This window comes from Pseudomonas cichorii, from assembly GCF_015471405.1.
Classification (GTDB): domain Bacteria; phylum Pseudomonadota; class Gammaproteobacteria; order Pseudomonadales; family Pseudomonadaceae; genus Aquipseudomonas; species Aquipseudomonas serbiensis.
Map to the genome: position 1 here is coordinate 326693 of NZ_BLVZ01000006.1, position 19210 is coordinate 345902.

The window sequence follows — 19210 nt, forward strand, 5'->3', positions numbered from 1 at the left end:
AGGAGCGAATTCATTCGCGAATAGCCATTTTCGCGAATGAATTCGCTCCTACAGTGTGAGAGTTAAACTCCACCCGAAAGCGTGTTATTCCCTCTGCGGATTCACACTTGATCGACCCTCCATGCGCCCGGATGATCGATTGGCTAATCGCCAACCCCAGCCCGACATGTTCGCTGCTTTCCTGACGTGCCGGGTCAGCTCGATAGAAACGGTCGAAAAGCCGGGGCAGGGCGTCGGGTTCTATACAGATGCCATTGTTTTCCACGCTCAGCGCAATGCCGGTTGGCGATTCGTGCAGGTCGATCCTGATGTAGCCGCCTGAATGAGTGAAGCGCAAGGCGTTATCCAGCAGGTTGGAAAGCACACGACGCAGCATTGTCCGATCACCGGTCACGTTCGCATGGCCTTGCCTGGACAGGTTGATGTTCTTGTCTTCCGCCAGCGCTGCAAAAAACTCCAGTACGGCATCGACCTCATCCTCCAGAGCCAGCCTCTCGCGAGCAGGAATGAGCAGGCCGTGTTCGGCCTTGGCCAGAAACAGCATGTCATTGACCATTTGCGCCATGCCTTGCAGCTCTTCGAGGTTGCCCGCCAGCGCGTCGCGATAATCTTCCAGCGAGCGCGTTCGGGTCAGGGTGACCTGAGTGTGGGTCAACAGGTTTGACAGAGGTGTGCGCAGCTCATGGGCAATATCGGCGGAAAAGGCCGACAGACGCTGAAAGCCATCGTCCAGACGGGCCAGCATCGCATTGAACGCACGAGTCAGCTCTGCCAGTTCGCGGGGCATGTTTGCTTCGGGCAGGCGAGTGGTCAATGAGCTGGCCGACACACCAGCGGCAACGGCGCTCATCCTGTGCAGCGGCTTCAGCCCGCTGCGTGTGGCCCAGGCACCCAGCAGGGCCGTGGCCAGTGCCGAAAGCCCGACGGTCAGCCAGATCAAATGCTGCATGCGTTGCAAAAAGTGCTGATGGTGAGTGATATCCAGCAGCAGCGTAACCTGTGGCGAGTGTGTCGAGCCGGGTTGTAGCTTCGCCGTAAAGCTGCGATAGGACGCCTGATCGCTGTGCAGCGTGTGCAGGCCTGAGCTCTGGGGCGGGGCCTGTGATGACGGCGGCGTATTGTCAAACCATGTCTGGCCGTCGGAGCCGCTGATGCGAACTGTCAGGTCCGGTTGATGGTTCAGGTCGGCGAGCAGGTGTTCTTTACGCTGTGTGAATGCTTCGAGGGTTTCAACGCCGTGCAGCGTGCCGCGCAGGTTGGCCAGCCGGGCATCCAGCAACTGTTGATCCAGTTCGACAAAGTGCGTGGCGCTGGCATGGTTGAACACGATCCCGGCGGTCAGTGAAACAACTGCGGTGCAGGCGGCGAACAGCAGCGCCAGACGGCTGCGCAATGACAGTCGGTCAAAGGACAGGCGCATTGTCATGATTCGCGTTCTTCAAGCACGTAGCCCATGCCGCGTACGGTATGGATCAGCTTGTCGGGGAAATCATCATCGATTTTCAGGCGCAATCGGCGTATGGCGACTTCGATCACATTGGTATCGCTGTCGAAGTGCATGTCCCAGACCTGTGAGGCCAGCAGCGACTTGGGCAGAATTTCGCCCTGGCGCCGCAGCAATAATTCCAGCAGGGTGAATTCCTTGGCGGTCAGGTCGATACGCTTGCCACTGCGCTCCACCTGGCGTCGCATCAGGTCCAGGCGCAGATCGGCCACCTGCAGGTGGGTTTGCGCCGGGCTGCTGGTGCCTCTGCGCAACAGGCTGCGAACCCTGGCGAGCAATTCGGAAAACGCGAAGGGCTTGACCAGATAATCATCGGCACCCAGCTCCAGGCCATGAACCCGGTCTTCAATCGCATCGCGTGCGCTCAAGAACAACACGGGGGTCTCCAGCCCGGCAGCGCGTACGGCTTCAAGAATCTGCCAGCCATCGCGCCCCGGCAGCATCACGTCGAGAATCAGCAGTGCGTAGTCACCGCTCAGGGCCAATTGCTGGCCGAGGGTGCCGTCGCTTGCCAGCTCCGCCTCGAATCCGGCTTCGCTCAAACCCTGATGCAGATAGTGGCCGGTCCTGGCTTGATCTTCGACGATCAGTAATTTCATGGGGATCTCATGTGCATTGCAATGCGTGCTTTATAGCCCGTCGGCCTGTGCAGGTGTTGAAGCTGACAGCCTTGTAATCCAGCCAGCGGCGGATATTGTCGCTGAAAGCCCGGTGCAAACCCTATAAACTCGCCGGGTTAATTCATGAGATTCCAGGTATCGCCATGCATCCCGCAGCCGAACACTCACCGCTGGGCAAGTCCAGTGAGTACATCGCCACTTATACGCCATCCCTGTTGTTCCCGATTCCGCGCACCGCGAAGTGGGCCGAGCTGGGGCTGACGGCTCAGACGTTGCCTTATCAGGGTGTCGATTTCTGGAATTGCTATGAGTTGTCCTGGCTGTTGCCTTCGGGGAAACCGGTCGTGGCCATTGCCGAGTTCAGCATTCCGGCCGACTCGCCCAATATCATCGAGTCCAAGTCCTTCAAGCTCTACCTCAATTCGCTGAACCAGACCTCGTTCGAGAGTCGTGACCAGTTGCGGGCGACGCTTGAAAAGGATCTGTCGGCAGCCGCAGGCAAACCAGTGGGTGTGCGCATCAGCAGCCTGGCGGAAATCGAGAGCGAAGGTGTGGCGACGTTACCGGGTGCCTGCATCGACGATCTGGATGTGAGCATCGCCAGTTATGACCACCCGCAACCCGAGTTGCTGCGCTGCGACGATTCCCGTGTCATCGAGGAAAGCCTGCACAGCCATTTGCTCAAGTCCAACTGCCCTGTGACCAGTCAGCCGGACTGGGGCAGTGTGGTGGTGGAATATCGTGGCGCGGCGCTGGATCATGCGAGCCTGCTGGCTTACATCGTCAGTTTCCGCCAGCACTCGGACTTCCACGAGCAGTGCGTGGAGCGAATCTTTCTCGACCTGCAGCGTTTGCTCAAGCCGGAAAAACTGACGGTCTATGCGCGTTATGTGCGCCGTGGCGGGCTGGATATCAACCCCTATCGCAGCACTGAAGCATTGCAGGTCGACAACCGCCGACTGGCCCGGCAATAACCTGTACAAACCGCTGTGGGAGAGAATTCATTCGCGAACGGGTATTTTCGCGAATGAATTTACAGATCAGATCCCGATATTGCCCAGAGTCTGCACGATATTGCGCAGGGTTCCTGCAATGGCCGGGTGCTCCAGCTCGAAGCGCTCCACTGCGAGATTGACGCCATCTGCCAGGCTTGCGTCCTGAGTGACGCTTTCCAGCTGGATTTTTGTTTCAATCTGTTCCATCAGCTCATGCAGATTGACACGCTCGGCTTCGGACAGCGGCGGATTATGCTCCAGTTGCTCGCGCAGGGTATTGAGTTGTTCTTGCAGTTCGCGGGCAGGCATGGCGTGCTCCTTCGTTGATAAGTCTGTTTCATGGACTGTTATAGCGACTGAAAGGTCCATGACAGCTTAAGACTAATCCACTCCAGAGCTGCCTGCATGATGTGTATCAGGGCTTTTCGCCTTTGCTGCGGCGCAAGGCGATATCCGCAAGGCAGGACTCCAGTTCGCCCAGATGATCAATGACCGAATGCACGCCTTGGGCATAGAGCTTGAGTGTCGCGTGGGCGCGGCGTTGTTCACGTTCGATATCGCTCAAGGCCTGCCATTGCGTGGGAGACAGGCCGCACAATGGGCCGCAGGATGCCAGGCCTATGGTCCAGAGCCCGGCATTGAGGCCTGATTGCAACAGGCGCGGGTCGCCGCTTATCAAGACGCAACCGTCCAGTTGGTCCACTTTCAGCGCCATCAGGGCCAGCCAGCAGGCGTCGGGGGCAGGCCACTTGGCGGTGGGTCGGGGGGCGGGAATGATCCATTCGCTGACGGTCTCGGCCAGCGCATGGCTCAGGTTTTCGGGTAACTCATCGATCCAGGCGCAAGGCATGCCCTGGCTGCTCAGTATTTGCAGAATCTCCAGTGCGCCGGGAGTGGCGAGAGCCAGGTCCGGCTCCTGGGCTCTGATTCCTGCCTGCGCACCAAAGTCCACCAGGCAGCCGCTAAGGCCGAAAAGCAGGGCAGGGAAGGCTGGCAGGGAGTTGGCGACCGGCGCGAGCATGGTGATCTCTCTGAAATACTCATGCACGCTACTGAGGTTTTATGACATTGAGATGACTATGTGGTGACTGCGTTTAAACTGTCAGCGCACTGACAGATCTGACTTATTTGTAACGGAACGCTTTATACTGCCCGTCCTTGCGTGTGGGCTCGCAGTAGCGCGTCATAATCTTGATCAGGAGTTTCAGCTATGCCCGTGATTGGTGCAGGCTTTGCCGAGCGTCTGGCTCGGTTGTGTGTATGTGTGGGTTTGGCCACGCTTCCGGTGGTGGCACAAGCTGCCGAGGACGATCCGTGGGAGGGCGTCAACCGCGTCATTTTCCGCTTCAACGACACTGTCGACACCTACACTCTCAAGCCTATTGCGCAGGGCTATCAATACATAGCACCGCAGTTCGTCGAGGATGGCGTACACAACTTCTTCAACAACATCGGTGACGTGAGCAACCTGGCCAACAACATCCTGCAGGCCAAGCCAGCGGCTGCCGGTGTCGATACTGCGCGTCTTATCGTCAACACCACGTTCGGTCTGCTGGGCGTCATTGACGTCGGTACCCACATGGGCTTGCAGCGCAATGATGAAGATTTCGGCCAGACCTTGGGGTATTGGGGTGTAAGCAGTGGTCCTTACGTTGTGTTGCCGTTCTTCGGCCCAAGCACTGTGCGTGATGCCATCGCTAAATATCCGGATACCTACACCGAACCGTACCGTTACATCGACCATGTGCCAACCCGCAATACTCTGCGAGCAGCGGACCTGATCGATATGCGCGCCAGCCTGCTGTCGGCAGAGCGCATGGTCAGCGGTGACAAATACACCTTCATCCGCAACGCCTATTTGCAGAACCGCGAATTCAAGGTCAAGGATGGACAGGTCGAAGACGATTTTTAATCGTTACCGAATGTTGATCCCATAAATGAAGGCGACCTTGGTCGCCTTTGTCTTTTCTGGAAACGTTTTTGCAATCAATTCATTGAAATGATGGAAAGCCCCAGCTTTTGCCCGCCGCCTTCGATATCCGTCAGCCAGACAACCTCTGTCTGGGCCGACAGCCCCTTGAGCGCCGGATGATCCGAATCGATGCTGACGCTGAGCTTGTCTCCTATCTTGAAGGAGCGTGGCGCCTCGACCTGCATTCCGCTGCTGGACAGGTCGATGCACACAGCCGGAATCACCTGACCAGCGTGAAGCAGGTTGATATCTGCATCGATACGCATGCGAATGTAGTCTCGTTTCTCCTCGTAGCTGCGATCATTTTGACCCATGTCTAGCCCTTCGTTTTGGTTGCTGATTTGTAGGTTCTTATAACTCCCGGCGATTTGCGATGTAAAGACGCAAAGTGAGCAGGGTAGTACGCTTGAAACGCCCGTCGGATGGGAGTACCGTCTGCGCCTTGAAGGGCACCTCTGAAACTTGATCGCCGGTCCGACTGCGGACCTGCCGTTGCAGAGAGGCTAGAAGCGAATCCAGTAAGCAGGTTCCGGCACGGCCGGGCCGCCTACACAACCTGATCTGGCGCCGTTTGCCCACATGCCAAAAACCAGTGCCACGCTGCTGATTATCGATGACGACGACGTAGTGCGTGCGAGTCTTGCCGCCTATCTTGAAGATAGTGGCTTCAGCGTCCTCCAGGCGAGTAATGGCCTGCAGGGAATACAGATATTCGAGCAGCAAAAGCCTGATCTGGTCATTTGCGATCTACGCATGCCCCAGATGGGAGGGCTTGAGCTGATTCGTCAGGTGACAGGCCTTTCTCCTCAGACGCCGGTCATTGTCGTTTCTGGCGCGGGTGTCATGAGCGATGCCGTCGAGGCCTTGCGCCTTGGAGCTGCCGATTATCTGATCAAGCCGCTGGAAGACCTGGCCGTTCTCGAACATTCCGTGCATCGCGCACTGGATCGTGCCCGCCTGCTCCAGGAAAACCAGAACTATCGCGAAAAGCTCGAAACGGCCAATCGCGAGCTGGAAGCGAGCCTTCATCTGTTGCAGGAAGACCAGGATGCCGGTCGTCAGGTGCAGATGAACATGCTGCCGATCAGCCCCTGGGCGATTGATGAGTTCCAGTTCGCCCACCAGATCATCCCGTCACTGTATCTGTCCGGCGACTTTGTGGACTACTTCCGTGTCGATGAGCGGCGCGTGGCGTTCTATCTGGCCGATGTATCGGGCCATGGCGCGTCTTCTGCATTCATTACGGTGTTGTTGAAGTTCATGACCACCCGTTTGCTGTTCGAGTCCAAGCGCGGCGGCACATTGCCTGAATTCAAGCCGTCGGATGTGCTGGGGCATATCAACCGTGGCCTGATCAGTTGCAAGCTGGGCAAGCATGTGACCATGGTCGGTGGGGTCATCGACGAAGACACGGGCATCCTGACCTATGCAGTCGGTGGCCATTTACCGCTGCCTGTGCTGTTTACGGACGGGGAGGCGCGCTATCTGCAAGGTCGTGGCCTTCCTGTCGGATTGTTCAATGAGGCGACCTACCAGGACCATGAACTGGAACTGCCAGCGTCCTTCAGTCTGACGATGTTGTCTGATGGCATACTGGATCTTCTGCCCGGTGATACACTCAAGGAAAAAGAAGCGGTCCTGCCTGAAATGGTGAAGACTGCTGGTGGCAGCCTGGAAGGACTGCAGGAGGTTTTTGAATTGGCTACGCTAGGGGAGATGCCGGATGATATCGCCTTGTTAGTGTTACGCAGGAATCTTGAATGAGTACCGGTAGAATCCAGTTCGCCGAGCAGGAAGGCACCTTCGTTCTGAAGTTCGTGGGCGAAGTGCGTTTGACGCTGTGTTCGGCCTTGGATGCGACGATCGAGAGAATCTTCACCGCGCTGAATTTTTCGGCCGTGGTGATCGATTTGACCGAAACCCGCAGCATCGACAGCACGACACTGGGCCTCCTGGCCAAGCTGTCGATCCTGTCGCGTCAAAAGGTAGGGTTGCTGCCAACCCTCGTGACGACCCATGAAGACATCACGCGGCTGTTGCAGTCGATGGGCTTCGATCAGGTGTTCAACATCGTCGATCGTCCCATCCCGCGCCCTGAATGCCTGACCGACCTGCCGTCGCAGGATCAGTGCGAAGAGGTGGTCAAGGCCAAGGTGCTGGAAGCGCACAAGATCCTGATGGGGTTGAACGACTCCAATCGTGAAGCTTTCCATGACCTGGTCAATGCCCTCGAAGGGCAGCGATAAGCCGAGCTGCAACCTTGCCGCGCTGAATGGCGGGCAATAAAAAGGGCGACCCCCGCGAGGAGGTCGCCCTTTAATGCATTCAGGCCTTGGCGGCGAGCAATGCTTCGAGCTTTTCCTGGTCGCGAGCAAACTGACGAATGCCTTCGGCCAGTTTTTCCGTGGCCATTGCATCTTCGTTGGAAGCCCAGCGGAATTCCTTCTCGGACAGGCTCTGACGGGCTTCGCCTGCGTTGCCCGGTGCCAGTTTCTGCTCCAGGCTGCCGTTGTCTTCTGCCAGTTGCTTGAGCAGGTCCGGGCTGATGGTCAGGCGGTCGCAGCCAGCCAGTTGCTCGATCTGGCTCAGGTTACGGAAGCTGGCACCCATGACCACGGTCTTGAAGTCATTGGCCTTGTAGTAGTTGTAGATGCGGGTCACGGACTGCACGCCCGGATCTTCTGCACCTGTGTACTCCTGGCCCGACGACTTCTTGTACCAGTCGTAGATACGGCCCACGAACGGCGAAATCAGAAACACGCCAGCTTCGGCACAGGCCACAGCCTGGGCGAAAGAGAACAGAAGGGTCAGGTTGGTCTGGATGCCGTCCTTTTCCAGCTTCTCGGCGGCCCTGATGCCTTCCCAGGTAGAAGCCAGCTTGATCAGGATCCGGTCACGACCAATGCCGGCAGCATCGTACAGACTGGCCAGACGCTCGCCGCGCTCGATCATCGCATGGGTATCGAAGGACAGACGGGCATCCACCTCGGTGGAAACACGGCCCGGCACGACATCGAGAATCTTGCGGCCAATGGCGACCGCAAAGCGATCCGAAGCCAGACCGATATCGCCCTTGCTGCCACTGAACGCCTCAGCCAGCAGCTCAGCGTTGCTTTCGCTGGAAGCTGCCTTGAGCAGAAGAGAAGGGTTGGTTGTGGCGTCCACCGGCTTGAGGCGGGCAATGGCATCGAAATCGCCGGTATCGGCAACAACAGTTGTGAATTTCTTGAGTTGATCCAGCTTGGAAGTCATGAGCGTGCTCTGTCCTGTGCGGTTGGATGACATTACCCGAGCGTTGCCTGCCACTCAAGGTCGCAGACCATGATGTCTGCGTTTGAAGGCGTGCTTTCCTCATTCGCAGGCAATAGATGACGCTCGGAGGTATGGAAGCTTGGTTCAGACTAATTACCGATCAGTTAAGGCGTACATGTCACTGTGGGAGGGGCCTTGGCCGCGACGACCTGCTTACAGGCAACACATTTTCAGCGCTTGCATTGAAGCTGTCGCGGCCAACGCCCCTCCCACGGATTGTGGCGCACCCGTTTTTCAAGATTAGCCTCTTAACTGACTGGCATTACTCGGTTCAGACTGGGTTGGAGCGTGGTTGGGGCTGGTTGTTCCCTTGGCGTGTCTCAAGCTTCGTCCGCAGTCTCGATGCTTCCTGATAGACTATGCAACCTTTGCGCTCGGGCATGATTTGCTCGGTGTACCGAATTCGCTGTCCTGTTCCAGTCGTCCGATGAATATACCTGTGAATACTGCTTCAACTGCCCGCTCCATGAAGCCTACGCCATCCCGCCGCTTCTCCGTCGCGCCGATGATGGACTGGACTGACCGCCATTGCCGGTATTTCCTGCGCCTCCTGTCGAAGAATGCCTTGCTGTACACCGAGATGGTCACCACCGGCGCATTGATCCACGGTGATCGTGAGCGTTTCCTGCGTTACGACGAAGCCGAGCATCCTCTGGCCTTGCAGCTTGGCGGGAGTAATCCTGCTGATCTGGCGACCTGTGCGCGGATGGCTGAGGAAGTAGGGTACGACGAGGTCAATCTGAATGTGGGCTGCCCGAGTGATCGGGTGCAGAACAATATGATTGGCGCATGTCTGATGGCGCATCCCGAGCTGGTGGCCGATTGTGTGAAGTCCATGCAGGACGCCGTTGCTATTCCGGTGACGGTCAAGCACCGGATCGGGATCAATGGCCGTGACAGTTACGCCGAGTTGTGTGATTTCGTCGGCAAGGTTCATGAGGCTGGCTGCAACAGCTTTACGGTGCATGCCCGTATTGCGATTCTGGAAGGGCTCTCGCCCAAGGAAAACCGTGATATTCCGCCGTTGCGCTATGACGTGGCTGCGCAGTTGAAGAGGGATTTTCCTGGTCTGGAGATCATTCTCAATGGCGGGATCAAGACCCTTGAGCAGTGCCAGGAGCATTTGCAGACCTTCGATGGTGTGATGCTCGGGCGTGAGGCTTATCACAACCCCTATCTGCTGGCTGAGGTGGATCGCGAACTGTTCGGTAGCACCGCGCCGGTCATCAGTCGTTCAGACGCTCTGCAAGCGCTACGGCCCTATATCGCCGCGCATATCGAGAGCGGTGGCACCATGCACCATGTCACGCGGCATATCCTGGGGATGGCCCATGGCTTCCCAGGTGCGCGACGCTTTCGCCAATTGCTGTCGGTCGACATCCACAAGGCAGAAAACCCGTTGCTGTTGCTGGATCAGGCTGCGGAGTTTCTGGCTGGGCGTTAGAAATCTGGTTTATTCGCGAATGAATTCGCTCCCACAGGTGTAGGAGTGAATTCATTCGTGAAGTGCAGCTAAAAATAATCGCGCCTGATTTGCTCTGGATCAATCAAAGCCGCCTTTGCGATGGTTGCTGGCCTTGGAGGGGACTATGTTGAATACATACCCATTCAAGGAGAGATGTCATGCATAAAGTTCTGATTCCTTACGACGGATCGGTTCCTTCAAAACATGCTCTGGAGTACGTGATTGGCTTGTCAGGCAGCCTTGCACGACCACTGCAAGTGCATTTGCTCAACGTGCAGGCCAGCCCGGTCGTTTATAGCGACTATCTGGCGCCGGACATGATCGAAGGCGTCAAGGCAGGGCTGTATAACGAAGCCAACCGAGTCCTTGCAGAGGCCGTGGTGTTGCTGAAAGCGGCGGATGTTGCCCATCAGACTCATGTGGATCTGGGCAATGTGGCCGAGCAGGTCGGTTCGGCTGTGAAGCAACTGGGCTGCGACACCGTAGTGATGGGCACTCGCGGATTGAGCAGCTTCGGTGGCTTTCTGCTGGGTTCGGTCGCCAATCGCGTGATTCATGAAGTGTCGGTGCCGGTCATTCTCATCAAGTAATGCCCGACACCTGTTGAGCTCAAGGCTGCGCCGGTGCCCGATACTGGCGCAGCAGTTCAATGTTTTCCGGTGGCAGCAGCTGGCGCAAGGTCTTGTACAGCGCGCGGGTTTCCAGCAGGTTCCAGATCCGCAACATGGTTTCCAGAGCATCCAGCGGCTTGCTGATGAAGTCCCTTGCGCCTAGCGCCAGAGCTCGCAGGCGGGTGTCGCGAGTGGCATCGGCGGTCAGCACCATGATGGGCAAATAATCATTGCTCGGGATGCGTCGGTTCAGTTGCTCCAGCACTGCAAAACCATCGAATTCCGGCATGTGCAGGTCGAGAATTACCAGGTCCGGCTCAAAGCTGTTGAACAGGTCCAGTGTTCGCAGCGGCTCTGTGCTGCTCAACACATTGGTCAGGCCTTCCCGGGCGAGCAATTGCTCCATCAGCTCAAGGTTGGGCCGCTGGTCATCAATAATCAGGATGCGGAAGTCGCCGCTCATTCAGGCTCCGGTAGATATTGGTCCAGATGGGCGAGAAACGCCGGGACCTGGATAGGTTTGGTCAGGATTGCCGTAGCCCCGGCTTGCCGCAGCTCGCGGTGGGTTCCGTCACTGGCGTCGGCAGTTATCATCAGTACAGGGGTGTTTGCAGTGCTGGGCGATTGTCGCAGGCGCTGTAATACATCGCGACCTGTAATGTCCGGCAGGTTTACATCCAGCAGAATCAATTGCGGCGCATGCTGACGGGCCAGGTCCAGCCCCAGTTGCCCCTGCATGCTGGACAGCAGTTGAATGCCGGGCCTGCGTTGCAGCAGGGTTTCGATCAGGGCCATGCTCGACAGGTTGTCTTCAATACACAGCACTTTGCCGTAGTGCTCGGCACGGGCAGGGTGCGGTTCGGCAGGTATCGCACTGATCCGGCGAAGCGGTGCCTCTTCTGCTTTCTGCACCTGAATATAAGGCAGTTCCAAGGTAAACCGGCAGCCCTGTCCTGGCGTGCTGTGTACGGTCATGCTGCCATGCATGGTTTCCAGCAGGCTTTTGCTCAATGCCAGACCCAGGCCTGTGCCTTCTACACTGGCGTCGGCTTCGAGACGTTCAAAAGGCTTGAACAATTGATCGAGTCGATCCAGCGCAATCCCTTTGCCTGTGTCGATGACGCTTATGGCGACCCGATCGTCCTGCTGCTGGACCTCTATCTTCACCAGCCCTTTCGGGCGGTTGTACTTGATGGCGTTGGACAGCAGATTCAGCAGCACCTGAATCAAGCGCTGGCGGTCGGCAATGACACCGCTGTCGTTTGCCAGCGCTGGCAGTTCTGCCAACTGGATATCGCCATCCGCCGCCATGGGCCACACAAGGCTCAACGCTTCTTGCAGGACCTCGGGCAAGAGAACGGGCTCCAGATTGATCGACAGATGGCCTGCCTCGATACGGGCAATATCCAGAACCTCGTTGATCAGGGTCAGCAGGTGCTGTCCGGCCCGCAGGATATGACCCACTTGGGGTTTCTGGTGATTGGTGGAGTCCATGTCCAGCAACTGGGCGAAACCCAGAATGGAGTTCAGGGGCGTGCGCAGTTCGTGGCTCATGCGTGACAGAAACTCGCTCTTGGCACGGCTGGCGCGTTCTGCTTCTTCCCGCGCATTACCAAGGGCGATTTCGGCAGCGCGGCGGTCGGTGATGTCGCGGGTGATCTTGGAAAAACCCCGCAGGGCATTGTTGCTGTCGTACTGCGCGGTGATGACCACGCTGGCCCAGAAGCGGCTGCCGTCCTTGCGGCAGCGCCAGCCTTCTTCCATATAGCGCCCGTGAAGAGTGGCCTCGCGCAGAGCCATGTCCGGGTGTTGCGGGCATTCTTCCGGCAGATAGAACAAAGAGAAATGCTGCCCGAGTATTTCCTGCTCGGTATAGCCTTTGATACGTTCGGCACCGGCGTTCCAGGTAGTGACATAACCCTGGGCGTCGAGAGCGAAGATACCGTAGTCCTTCACGCCTTCGATGATCAGCCGCAGGCGCTCCTCGTTTTCGCGCAAGGCCCGCTCGCGTTCGGCCAGCAACTGGCCGGCTTCCACCAGACGAGTGCCCAGTTGGCCGACCTCATCGTTTTCCGGCGGCTGCGGTAGCAGCGGATGGCCCAGCGCCAGGCGCTGGGCATTGCCTTGCACTTGCTGAACTCTGGTCACGATGCCTCTGGACAGCATCAAGACCGCAAGAATGGCACCAAACAGGCCTGAGCCCGCAGCCAGCAGCGTTGCCCACAATAGACGGGCACGAGTCTCGGAGGCGGCAGCCGTGCGTTCCGCCAGCAAGGTGTCTTCACGTTCGCGCATGGTGCGGATGCGATCACGCAGCTCATCGAGAATGTACTTGTTCTCGATCAGGATGGTCGCAATCGACTCTCTGCTTTCCAGGCTCATGCTGCGCAGGGTTTCCAGGCCATCGACCTTGTCTTCGATCAGCGGTGCAATGGCCTTGAGGTGTTCGCGCATCTGCTGGTCGCGCACATTGGTGTTGAGTCGATCCAGTGCGGCGTCGATCTGCGCATGGGCGTTCAGATACCCCGGCAGAAAGTCCTCTCGCCGGGTCAGCAGGTAACCGCGTACGCTGGCTGCCGCTTCGGCGAGTTGAGTGTGAACGCTCTGTATATCGCCCTGAACCAGCAGCACTCTGCGCACATCTTCTTCGGCTTGGGTGGTCTGGCGCTCGGCAATGTAGATGAGCGTCAGGGAGAGCATCAGAATGACCATTGGCAAGGAAATGGCGACCAGCGCCTTGCCGCGTAACGGGAGGTCTTCCCAGCGCATGACGTTGAACAAGGTCACCTCCAGTCGCCGGATGTCTGATTGACCAGGCCCAGCGCCAGGCCACGAACGGCAGCCTGGGTCCGGTCGGCGGCACCGAGCTTGGCGATGACTTTCTCGACATGAGACTTGGCGGTGCCAGTGGTGATGCCGAGTTTTTCGCCGATTTCCCGGTTGCTACAACCGCTGGCCACCAGCCCGAGCACCTGGCACTCACGAGGCGTCAGGGTTTCGGTCAGGATTGTGCGGCTGTTGTTGTGTTCGGTCACACGCCGTTGCGGGGCGTTGTTGAGGACTTTTTCGTCATGGGCCACATGTTGCAGCCCCGCGATCGCTTCGTCGCGGCTGGCGTCCTTGAGCAGATGACCGACTGCACCGGCACTGATCTGCTCGGCACTGTCGTCCATGGTGAAGACCATCACTTTCATGCGTGAAAGAAACTCGTTCCTGGCAAGGCTGGCGCGTTCTACTTCTTCGCGGGCGGTGCCAAGGGCGATCTCGGCAGTGCGGCGGTCGGTGAGGTCACGGGTGATCTTGGAAAAGCCTCGCAAGGCATTGTTGCTGTCGTACTGCGCCGTGATGACCACGCTGGCCCAGAAACGGCTGCCATCCCTGCGGCAGCGCCAGCCTTCTTCCATATAGCGCCCGGTGCGTGAGGCCTCGTGCAGGGCCATGTCAGGGTGTTGCGGACATTCTTCGGGAGGGTAGAACAAAGAGAAATGCTGCCCGAGAACTTCCTGCTCGGTATAGCCTTTGATGCGCTCGGCACCGGCGTTCCAGGTGATGACATGGCCCTTGGTATCGAGAGCAAAGATGCCATAGTCCCTGGCGCCCTCGATGAGCAGTCGCAGACGTTCCTCGTTTTCGCGCAAGGCCCGCTCGCGTTCGGCGAGCAGTTGACTGGCTTCCACCAGACGAGTGCCCAACTGGCCGACTTCATCGTTTTCCGAGGGTTGTGGTAGCAGCGGATGGCCCAGCACCAGACGCTGTGCATTGCCTTGTACCCGTTGCACTCTGCTCACTATGCTTGTGGACAGCACCCATACCGCAAGGATGGCGCCAATCAGGCCTGAGCCAGCTGCCAGCAGTGTCGCCCAGAACAGGCGTTCGCGACTGTCGGCGGCGGCAGCCGTGCGTTCCGCCAGCAGGATGTCTTCGCGTTCGCGCATGGTGCGGATCTGGTCACGCAACTCGTCGAGAATGTATTTGTTCTCGATCAGGATGGTCGCAATCGTGTCTTTTCCTTCCTTGTTCAGGCTGTGCAGTGTTTCCAGGCCATCGATCTTGTTTTCGATCTGCAGCGTAATGGCCTTGAGGTGTTCGCGCATCTTTTCGTCACGCACATTGGTATTGAGGCGATCCAGTGCCGCTCCGATCTGCGCCTGTGCGTTCAGATACGCCGGCAGAAAGTCCTCATGCCGGGTCTGCAGGTAGCCGCGTACGCTGGCTGCCGCTTCGACGAGCTGGGTGTGAACGTTCTGGATATCGCCGCGAACCAGCAGCACTCTGCGCACATCTTCTTCGGCTTGCGTAGTCTGGCGCTCGGCAACGTAGATGAGCATCAGGGACAGCATCAGAATCACCAGCGGCAGTGAAATAGCCACCAGTGCCTTGCCGCGTAGCGGGAGGTCTTCCCAGCGCATGACGTTGAGCAAGGTCACCTCCAGTCGCCGGATGCCTGACTTACCAGGCCCAGTGCCAGGCCGCGAACGGCAGCCTGGGTTCGGTCAGCCGCACCGAGCTTGGCGATGACTTTCTCTACGTGAGCCTTGGCGGTGCCGGTGGTGATACCGAGCTTTTCGCCGATTTCCCGGTTGCTGAAGCCGCTGGCCACCAGCCCGAGTACCTGACGTTCACGGGGCGTCAGGGCCTCGGTCGCGATGGTGCGGCTGTTGTTGCGTTCGGTCATGCGCCGCAGCAGGCGTGCGCTGACGGCACTGTTGAGGGCTTCTTCGCCACGCGCCACCTGTTGCAGGGCAGCGATCACTTCGTCGCGGCTGGCGTCCTTGAGCAGATAACCAACCGCACCGGCACTGATGGCAGCCTCCAGGTGGTCGGTGCTGTCATCCATGGTAAACATCACGACTTTGAGTTTCGGCATGCGTTGCTGGAGGATTCGTGCGGCACCCAGGCCGTTGAGCACCGGCATGCGGATATCGAGGATCGCGATGTCCGGTTGCATCTGCTCGCACAGCTCGATGGCCTGCTGACCATCGGCGGCCTGGCCGACCACCTCGAATTCCGGATGTCCGGCCAGAAGCGAGACGAATCCGGTCCGGGTCACTTCATGATCGTCTGCCAGGACCAGTCGCAAGGTGTTCGTCATGGTGCTGCCTTATCTATGTTGAAGGGTACGGTAGCGCGTATTCGAGTGCCGCATTCCGGGCTGCTGACGCAAGTCAGTCGGCCGCCCAGGAGGCTGGCTCGTTCCTGCATCGCCACCAGTCCCAGCTTCTGAACGCCGTTGCTCCTGGATTGCTGGTCAATGATGAAACCACAACCGTTGTCCTCAATCATTAACGAGGCATTGGTTTCATGCAGCTCGAGCGCCAGCTGCACGTTGGCGGCATTGGCGTGCTTGAGAATATTGTTGATGCCTTCCTGGGCAATGCGAAACAGGGCGATTTCCAGGTGGCTGGGCAGGCGGGTCATGGAGCGTGAGCGCCAGTGTACGTTAATACCGGCTTCGCGTAGACGGTCGGCGTCCTTGTCGACGGCCTGAAGCAGACCGAAATCGTCAAGTACGCTGGGACGCAGGCCACTGATCAATTGCCGACCTTCGCCGACGCAGTGCTGGGCAAGGGTCAGGATCGCCCGCAGGTCGTTATCCAGCGGTTCAGGCAGCTCCGGGCAGCGACCGGCAAAGCCTTGCAGGCGCTGATGCAGGCCGGCAAGGGTTTGCGCCAGTCCGTCATGCAGGTCGTAGGCCATGCGCTTGCGTTCATCTTCCTGTGCGGTGAACAGCTGATTGACCAGTTCGGACATGGTGCGCTCCCGTGCGACCAGTGCTTCGAGCAGGCGGTTGTTCTCCAGATGTGCAGCCAGCAGGGTGGCGAGCAGTTGCAGAGATTCGATGTCTTCGCTGTCGGGAGCGCTGATATTCACGCTGTTGGCCAGCACCAGCGTGCCAAAGGAACCGTCATCGGCCCCGCGCAGCGGCAGCATCAGAACGTTGGGCAGAGTGGCGTTTTCACGCTCCAGCCATTGCGGCCCGATGGCCAGGGCGTCGGCCACGATTTCCAGGCTGCGCAGACGCTCTTCACTGCCATGCAGGGCAGTGGTGCGCACGACATTATCGTTGTCCCACTCCAGCAGCAGGCCATGATCCATGGCGACGAAAGCGCAGGCTCTCTGCAGTACGCGCTGGCGCATGGCCTCGGGAGGCAGTTGAGTCAGTTCCTGTCCGGTATCCACCAGCAGACGAAGGCGTGCGGCACGGCTTTGGGACTGTCGATACTGCGTGCGGATGGCCAGGGCACTTGCCGGGTCATGGGGAGGGCTTTGCATCTGCGGCGTGCTCCTGCGTGGGTTCATGCCCGCGCGGGCACAACATGATGTCATTAAAACCTGTCATGGCTCGGGGTGCCTATCTGCCGAATGGCATAGATAAATAACCCCGGTTGGCCGATGGAGGACATTACCCGAAACGGCAAAGTAGCACTCACTGAATCCCTGAACAGATCCTTGTAGGAGTGTTGCGATGAAACTGAAAAAAACTGCCCTGGTCATGCTTTTTGCTCTGAGTGCTCCACTGGTCCACGCAGCAGATACAGCACCTTATACCTATCGCATGGTGGCTGAGCAGCCATCCAATGTGAAAGACCAGGAAATTTCAGGTTTGTTTGATCGCTGGAACAACGCACTGAAAACCGGCAACCCGCAAACTGTTGTCAGCCTGTATGCGCCAAATGCCGTATTGCAGCCAACGGTTTCCAACAAGGTGCGAGCCACTCCGGCAGAGATCAAGGACTACTTCGATCACTTCCTGGCACTCAAGCCGGTAGGTGAGATCAACTACCGCGAAATCCGTCGCCTTGGCCCGGATGCGGCACTGGACAGCGGTGTCTACACCTTCACCCTGACCGCTGCCGATGGCAAGAAGAGCAAAGTGCAGGCGCGTTACACCTTCCTGTACGAGCGTGTAGGCGGTCAGTGGAAGATCCTCAACCACCACTCCTCGGCCATGCCGGAAGTGCAGCCTGAGTATCAGGTCAGCCGTTGATTCGATAAGTCTGACGTTTGAAGCACATCCGGGGCTCTGGCTCCGGATGTGCTTTTTTGCGTTCTCGAAACCGGATTCAGTTTCTGACGCCGCTGACCTTGCGGCAGTGAATCAGGGCATCGCGGATCATGAAGTTCACCAGGGTAGGGGAGACGCCCAGCTCCTTGGCGATGTCCTTTTGCGGGACGCCGTGCAGGCGATACATCTCGAAGGCGTATCGAGTGCGATCCGGCAGCTCCGACAGGGCGTCGGCGATTTTCTCCAGGCTGGAGAAATTGATATGCGAGGTTTCCGGCGAAGCACCCTGGACTACAACGTTCAAGCCTTCATCCTCGGGGCCTGTGTACTTGAGCTCCAGCGCCTGCTTGCGATAGTGATCGATGGCCAGGTTGCGCACGATCTGGAACAGGTAGCTGAGCTGAGCCTTGAATGAAAGGGTGATCTGAGGAGCGGAACGCAGCCTGAAAAATGCGTCCTGCACCACATCTTCGGCGCGGGAACGGCAGCCAACGATGCGGGCGGCGATTTTGACCAACAGCAAATAGTTGTCGATAAAAACCTGGAGTAAGGGTGAGTCACACTTACTTGTGAGCACTTGTTCCGTCATGGAATTCACCTTGCTGCGAGTCTTTGGGGAAGGAGCGTCCCGGTATTGGGTGGCACCAACTTATCGGCGGGTAAACTAGGCTTAATGATAATAATTGTCAAATGCGAAATTGAATCAGTGCACCTATAGGGGGCGATCCGATCCTTTGTGCGCTTTTGATGCGCACGTCTCAGATGCGACTAATTATTTCCAGATGCCATCCGTTCTCATTGATGACAGGCCCGTCCACGACAGCGGCCATGGACCAAATCAGGAGGACACAATGGGTTTCGAGCGCGCGCATCGCAGCTTTTTCATCGGCGTTACCGGATGGCAGGGCCTGATATGAGCACTCCTGCGAGCCTGACGCTGTTCTGTCTGCCTTTTTCCGGGGCCAGTGCGATGTTCTACAGCCCGTGGCGGCGCAAGTTGCCGGAGTGGCTGAACGTTCGTCCTCTTGAGCTGCCGGGTCGTGGCATGCGCATGAACGAACCCCTGCAGACCGATATCGTACAGCTGGCCAATCGTCTTGCCGATGAGATCAGTGTCGAACTGGACAAACCCTACGCGATTTTCGGACATAGCCTCGGAGCCTTGCTTTCCTTCGAGTTGGCCCATGTCCTGCGGGCGCGTGGTCTGCCTGCGCCAATCGCAATGTTCGTCTCGGCGTCGGCGGGGCCGGTGCGTCGCGATGTGAGCGAATACGCCATCGCCAAGACAGACGAGCAACTGATTGCCCGGCTGCGCAAACTCAAGGGCACCAGCGAAAACATCATTGCCAACGATGAACTGATGCAGTTGATGCTGCCCATTCTGCGCGCCGATTTCCTGGCCTGCGGCAGTTTCAAATATGGCGAGCGCGAGCCGTTGAGCGTGCCGATCCATGTCTTTGGCGGCAAGCAGGACAGCGTCACGGTCGAGGAACTGCTCGACTGGCAGGAAGAAACCTGCACCGGCTTTTCCCTGGACATGTTCGAGGGCCATCACTTCTATCTGGTCGACGAGCAGGCGCAATTGTTTCGTCACCTGCGGCGTTACGCCGAGCAACACCTGACCCGCTGGCGCAACAGCGCAGCGCGGCATCTGGCCCGGGCGGCCGGTTGATCCCCCATTGCCTCACGCGCGTCTGTGCCTGAGAACGCGCGTTTTTTCTTGAA

General features: G+C 58.2%; 18 protein-coding genes and 4 pseudogenes. 8 read left to right on the forward strand and 14 right to left on the reverse strand.

Annotated elements, in window-relative coordinates:
- Positions 1-10 precede the first annotated feature (10 nt).
- Together JL015_RS11545 and JL015_RS11550 are read right to left on the reverse strand one after the other, a co-directional pair.
- On the reverse strand, positions 11-1426 hold the full coding sequence (locus JL015_RS11545; protein WP_201018576.1) for a heavy metal sensor histidine kinase: 1416 nt from the start codon (positions 1424-1426) through the stop codon (positions 11-13).
- On the reverse strand, positions 1423-2103 hold the full coding sequence (locus JL015_RS11550; protein ID WP_201018577.1) for a heavy metal response regulator transcription factor: 681 nt from the start codon (positions 2101-2103) through the stop codon (positions 1423-1425). Before JL015_RS11550 ends, JL015_RS11545 begins: the two co-directional genes overlap by 4 nt.
- A gap of 164 nt (positions 2104-2267) precedes the next feature.
- Between JL015_RS11550 and queF the strand changes: the two genes are divergently transcribed.
- Positions 2268-3098 carry an NADPH-dependent 7-cyano-7-deazaguanine reductase QueF gene (gene queF, locus JL015_RS11555; RefSeq protein ID WP_201018578.1) on the forward strand — a complete coding sequence of 277 codons (831 nt, stop codon included), beginning with the start codon at positions 2268-2270 and terminating at the stop codon, positions 3096-3098.
- A 66-nt stretch (positions 3099-3164) separates the two neighbouring features.
- Here the strand turns inward: queF and JL015_RS11560 are convergent, their stop codons facing one another.
- Together JL015_RS11560 and JL015_RS11565 are read right to left on the reverse strand one after the other, a co-directional pair.
- The gene (locus JL015_RS11560) at positions 3165-3428 is read right to left on the reverse strand and encodes a DUF4404 family protein (protein WP_201002681.1); all 264 of its coding nucleotides are present in this window, start codon (positions 3426-3428) and stop codon (positions 3165-3167) included.
- A 106-nt stretch (positions 3429-3534) separates the two neighbouring features.
- Positions 3535-4140, reverse strand: a complete 606-nt coding sequence (locus JL015_RS11565; protein ID WP_201018579.1) for an HAD family phosphatase — start codon at positions 4138-4140, stop codon at positions 3535-3537.
- A gap of 189 nt (positions 4141-4329) precedes the next feature.
- On the opposite strand from JL015_RS11565, the gene JL015_RS11570 reads away from it, so the two are divergent.
- Positions 4330-5031, forward strand: coding sequence for an MlaA family lipoprotein (locus JL015_RS11570; RefSeq protein ID WP_201002677.1), 702 nt, complete (start codon positions 4330-4332; stop codon positions 5029-5031).
- A 74-nt stretch (positions 5032-5105) separates the two neighbouring features.
- Here the strand turns inward: JL015_RS11570 and JL015_RS11575 are convergent, their stop codons facing one another.
- Positions 5106-5405 (reverse strand): PilZ domain-containing protein, encoded by a 300-nt coding sequence (locus JL015_RS11575; RefSeq protein WP_201002675.1) that lies wholly within the window; start codon positions 5403-5405, stop codon positions 5106-5108.
- 265 nt (positions 5406-5670) lie between these two features.
- Here JL015_RS11575 and rssB point away from each other — a divergent pair, with 265 nt between their 5' ends.
- Positions 5671-6855 carry a two-component system response regulator RssB gene (rssB, locus tag JL015_RS11580; RefSeq protein ID WP_201002673.1) on the forward strand — a complete coding sequence of 395 codons (1185 nt, stop codon included), beginning with the start codon at positions 5671-5673 and terminating at the stop codon, positions 6853-6855.
- Positions 6852-7337, forward strand: coding sequence for an anti-sigma factor antagonist RssC (gene rssC, locus JL015_RS11585; RefSeq protein ID WP_004881040.1), 486 nt, complete (start codon positions 6852-6854; stop codon positions 7335-7337). Before rssB ends, rssC begins: the two co-directional genes overlap by 4 nt.
- 79 nt (positions 7338-7416) lie before the next feature.
- Here the strand turns inward: rssC and tal are convergent, their stop codons facing one another.
- Complete coding sequence (tal, locus tag JL015_RS11590; protein ID WP_201018580.1) at positions 7417-8343, reverse strand: transaldolase; 927 nt, start codon at positions 8341-8343, stop codon at positions 7417-7419.
- Positions 8344-8869: 526 nt separating this feature from the next.
- Here tal and dusA point away from each other — a divergent pair.
- Both dusA and JL015_RS11600 read left to right on the forward strand, forming a co-directional pair.
- The gene (dusA, locus tag JL015_RS11595; RefSeq protein ID WP_201018603.1) at positions 8870-9847 is read left to right on the forward strand and encodes a tRNA dihydrouridine(20/20a) synthase DusA; all 978 of its coding nucleotides are present in this window, start codon (positions 8870-8872) and stop codon (positions 9845-9847) included.
- A gap of 179 nt (positions 9848-10026) precedes the next feature.
- Complete coding sequence (locus JL015_RS11600; protein ID WP_201018581.1) at positions 10027-10458, forward strand: universal stress protein; 432 nt, start codon at positions 10027-10029, stop codon at positions 10456-10458.
- 19 nt (positions 10459-10477) lie between these two features.
- On the opposite strand, the gene JL015_RS11605 is transcribed toward JL015_RS11600, so the two are convergent.
- The 7 genes and pseudogenes from JL015_RS11605 to JL015_RS11625 form a co-directional block, all read right to left on the reverse strand.
- Positions 10478-10942: a response regulator gene (locus tag JL015_RS11605; protein WP_201002667.1), complete on the reverse strand. Its 465-nt coding sequence runs from the start codon at positions 10940-10942 to the stop codon at positions 10478-10480.
- A pseudogene (locus JL015_RS28085) lies at positions 10939-11310 on the reverse strand (response regulator); the annotation flags it as partial. The pseudogene JL015_RS28085 and the gene JL015_RS11605, both read right to left, overlap by 4 nt.
- Before the next feature lie 83 nt (positions 11311-11393).
- Positions 11394-13248: pseudogene (locus JL015_RS11610) on the reverse strand (ATP-binding protein); the annotation flags it as partial.
- A gap of 14 nt (positions 13249-13262) precedes the next feature.
- Positions 13263-13673 (reverse strand): annotated as a pseudogene (locus JL015_RS27675) (LuxR C-terminal-related transcriptional regulator); the annotation flags it as partial.
- Positions 13671-14888 (reverse strand): annotated as a pseudogene (locus JL015_RS11615) (PAS domain S-box protein); the annotation flags it as partial. The pseudogenes JL015_RS11615 and JL015_RS27675, both read right to left, overlap by 3 nt.
- Positions 14889-14902: 14 nt before the next feature.
- Complete coding sequence (locus JL015_RS11620) at positions 14903-15571, reverse strand: response regulator (RefSeq protein WP_201002665.1); 669 nt, start codon at positions 15569-15571, stop codon at positions 14903-14905.
- Positions 15568-16752, reverse strand: a complete 1185-nt coding sequence (locus tag JL015_RS11625; RefSeq protein ID WP_201018582.1) for a sensor histidine kinase — start codon at positions 16750-16752, stop codon at positions 15568-15570. The genes JL015_RS11620 and JL015_RS11625 overlap by 4 nt, the downstream gene beginning before the upstream one ends.
- 193 nt (positions 16753-16945) lie before the next feature.
- On the opposite strand from JL015_RS11625, the gene JL015_RS11630 reads away from it, so the two are divergent.
- Entirely contained in the window at positions 16946-17467 is a 522-nt protein-coding gene (locus tag JL015_RS11630; RefSeq protein WP_201002661.1) for an SgcJ/EcaC family oxidoreductase, read from the forward strand.
- A 76-nt stretch (positions 17468-17543) separates the two neighbouring features.
- Here the strand turns inward: JL015_RS11630 and JL015_RS11635 are convergent, their stop codons facing one another.
- The gene (locus JL015_RS11635; protein ID WP_201002659.1) at positions 17544-18074 is read right to left on the reverse strand and encodes an RNA polymerase factor sigma-70; all 531 of its coding nucleotides are present in this window, start codon (positions 18072-18074) and stop codon (positions 17544-17546) included.
- 324 nt (positions 18075-18398) lie between these two features.
- Here JL015_RS11635 and JL015_RS11640 point away from each other — a divergent pair, with 324 nt between their 5' ends.
- A complete protein-coding gene (locus JL015_RS11640; RefSeq protein ID WP_201018583.1) occupies positions 18399-19157 on the forward strand; it encodes a thioesterase II family protein in 759 nt (252 codons plus the stop codon).
- Positions 19158-19210: the final 53 nt, after the last annotated feature.

Coding starts and splice junctions, on each gene's coding strand:
- JL015_RS11620 (WP_201002665.1), bottom strand. CDS start 15,571: ATGACGAACACCTTGCGACTGGTCCTGGCAGACGATCATGAAGTGACC.
- JL015_RS11605 (WP_201002667.1), bottom strand. CDS start 10,942: ATGAGCGGCGACTTCCGCATCCTGATTATTGATGACCAGCGGCCCAAC.
- queF (WP_201018578.1), top strand. CDS start 2,268: ATGCATCCCGCAGCCGAACACTCACCGCTGGGCAAGTCCAGTGAGTAC.
- JL015_RS11550 (WP_201018577.1), bottom strand. CDS start 2,103: ATGAAATTACTGATCGTCGAAGATCAAGCCAGGACCGGCCACTATCTG.
- JL015_RS11625 (WP_201018582.1), bottom strand. CDS start 16,752: ATGCAAAGCCCTCCCCATGACCCGGCAAGTGCCCTGGCCATCCGCACG.
- rssC (WP_004881040.1), top strand. CDS start 6,852: ATGAGTACCGGTAGAATCCAGTTCGCCGAGCAGGAAGGCACCTTCGTT.
- JL015_RS11545 (WP_201018576.1), bottom strand. CDS start 1,426: ATGACAATGCGCCTGTCCTTTGACCGACTGTCATTGCGCAGCCGTCTG.
- JL015_RS11575 (WP_201002675.1), bottom strand. CDS start 5,405: ATGGGTCAAAATGATCGCAGCTACGAGGAGAAACGAGACTACATTCGC.
- JL015_RS11560 (WP_201002681.1), bottom strand. CDS start 3,428: ATGCCTGCCCGCGAACTGCAAGAACAACTCAATACCCTGCGCGAGCAA.
- JL015_RS11565 (WP_201018579.1), bottom strand. CDS start 4,140: ATGCTCGCGCCGGTCGCCAACTCCCTGCCAGCCTTCCCTGCCCTGCTT.
- JL015_RS11640 (WP_201018583.1), top strand. CDS start 18,399: ATGAGCACTCCTGCGAGCCTGACGCTGTTCTGTCTGCCTTTTTCCGGG.
- dusA (WP_201018603.1), top strand. CDS start 8,870: ATGAAGCCTACGCCATCCCGCCGCTTCTCCGTCGCGCCGATGATGGAC.
- JL015_RS11570 (WP_201002677.1), top strand. CDS start 4,330: ATGCCCGTGATTGGTGCAGGCTTTGCCGAGCGTCTGGCTCGGTTGTGT.
- JL015_RS11600 (WP_201018581.1), top strand. CDS start 10,027: ATGCATAAAGTTCTGATTCCTTACGACGGATCGGTTCCTTCAAAACAT.
- JL015_RS11635 (WP_201002659.1), bottom strand. CDS start 18,074: ATGACGGAACAAGTGCTCACAAGTAAGTGTGACTCACCCTTACTCCAG.
- rssB (WP_201002673.1), top strand. CDS start 5,671: ATGCCAAAAACCAGTGCCACGCTGCTGATTATCGATGACGACGACGTA.
- JL015_RS11630 (WP_201002661.1), top strand. CDS start 16,946: ATGAAACTGAAAAAAACTGCCCTGGTCATGCTTTTTGCTCTGAGTGCT.
- tal (WP_201018580.1), bottom strand. CDS start 8,343: ATGACTTCCAAGCTGGATCAACTCAAGAAATTCACAACTGTTGTTGCC.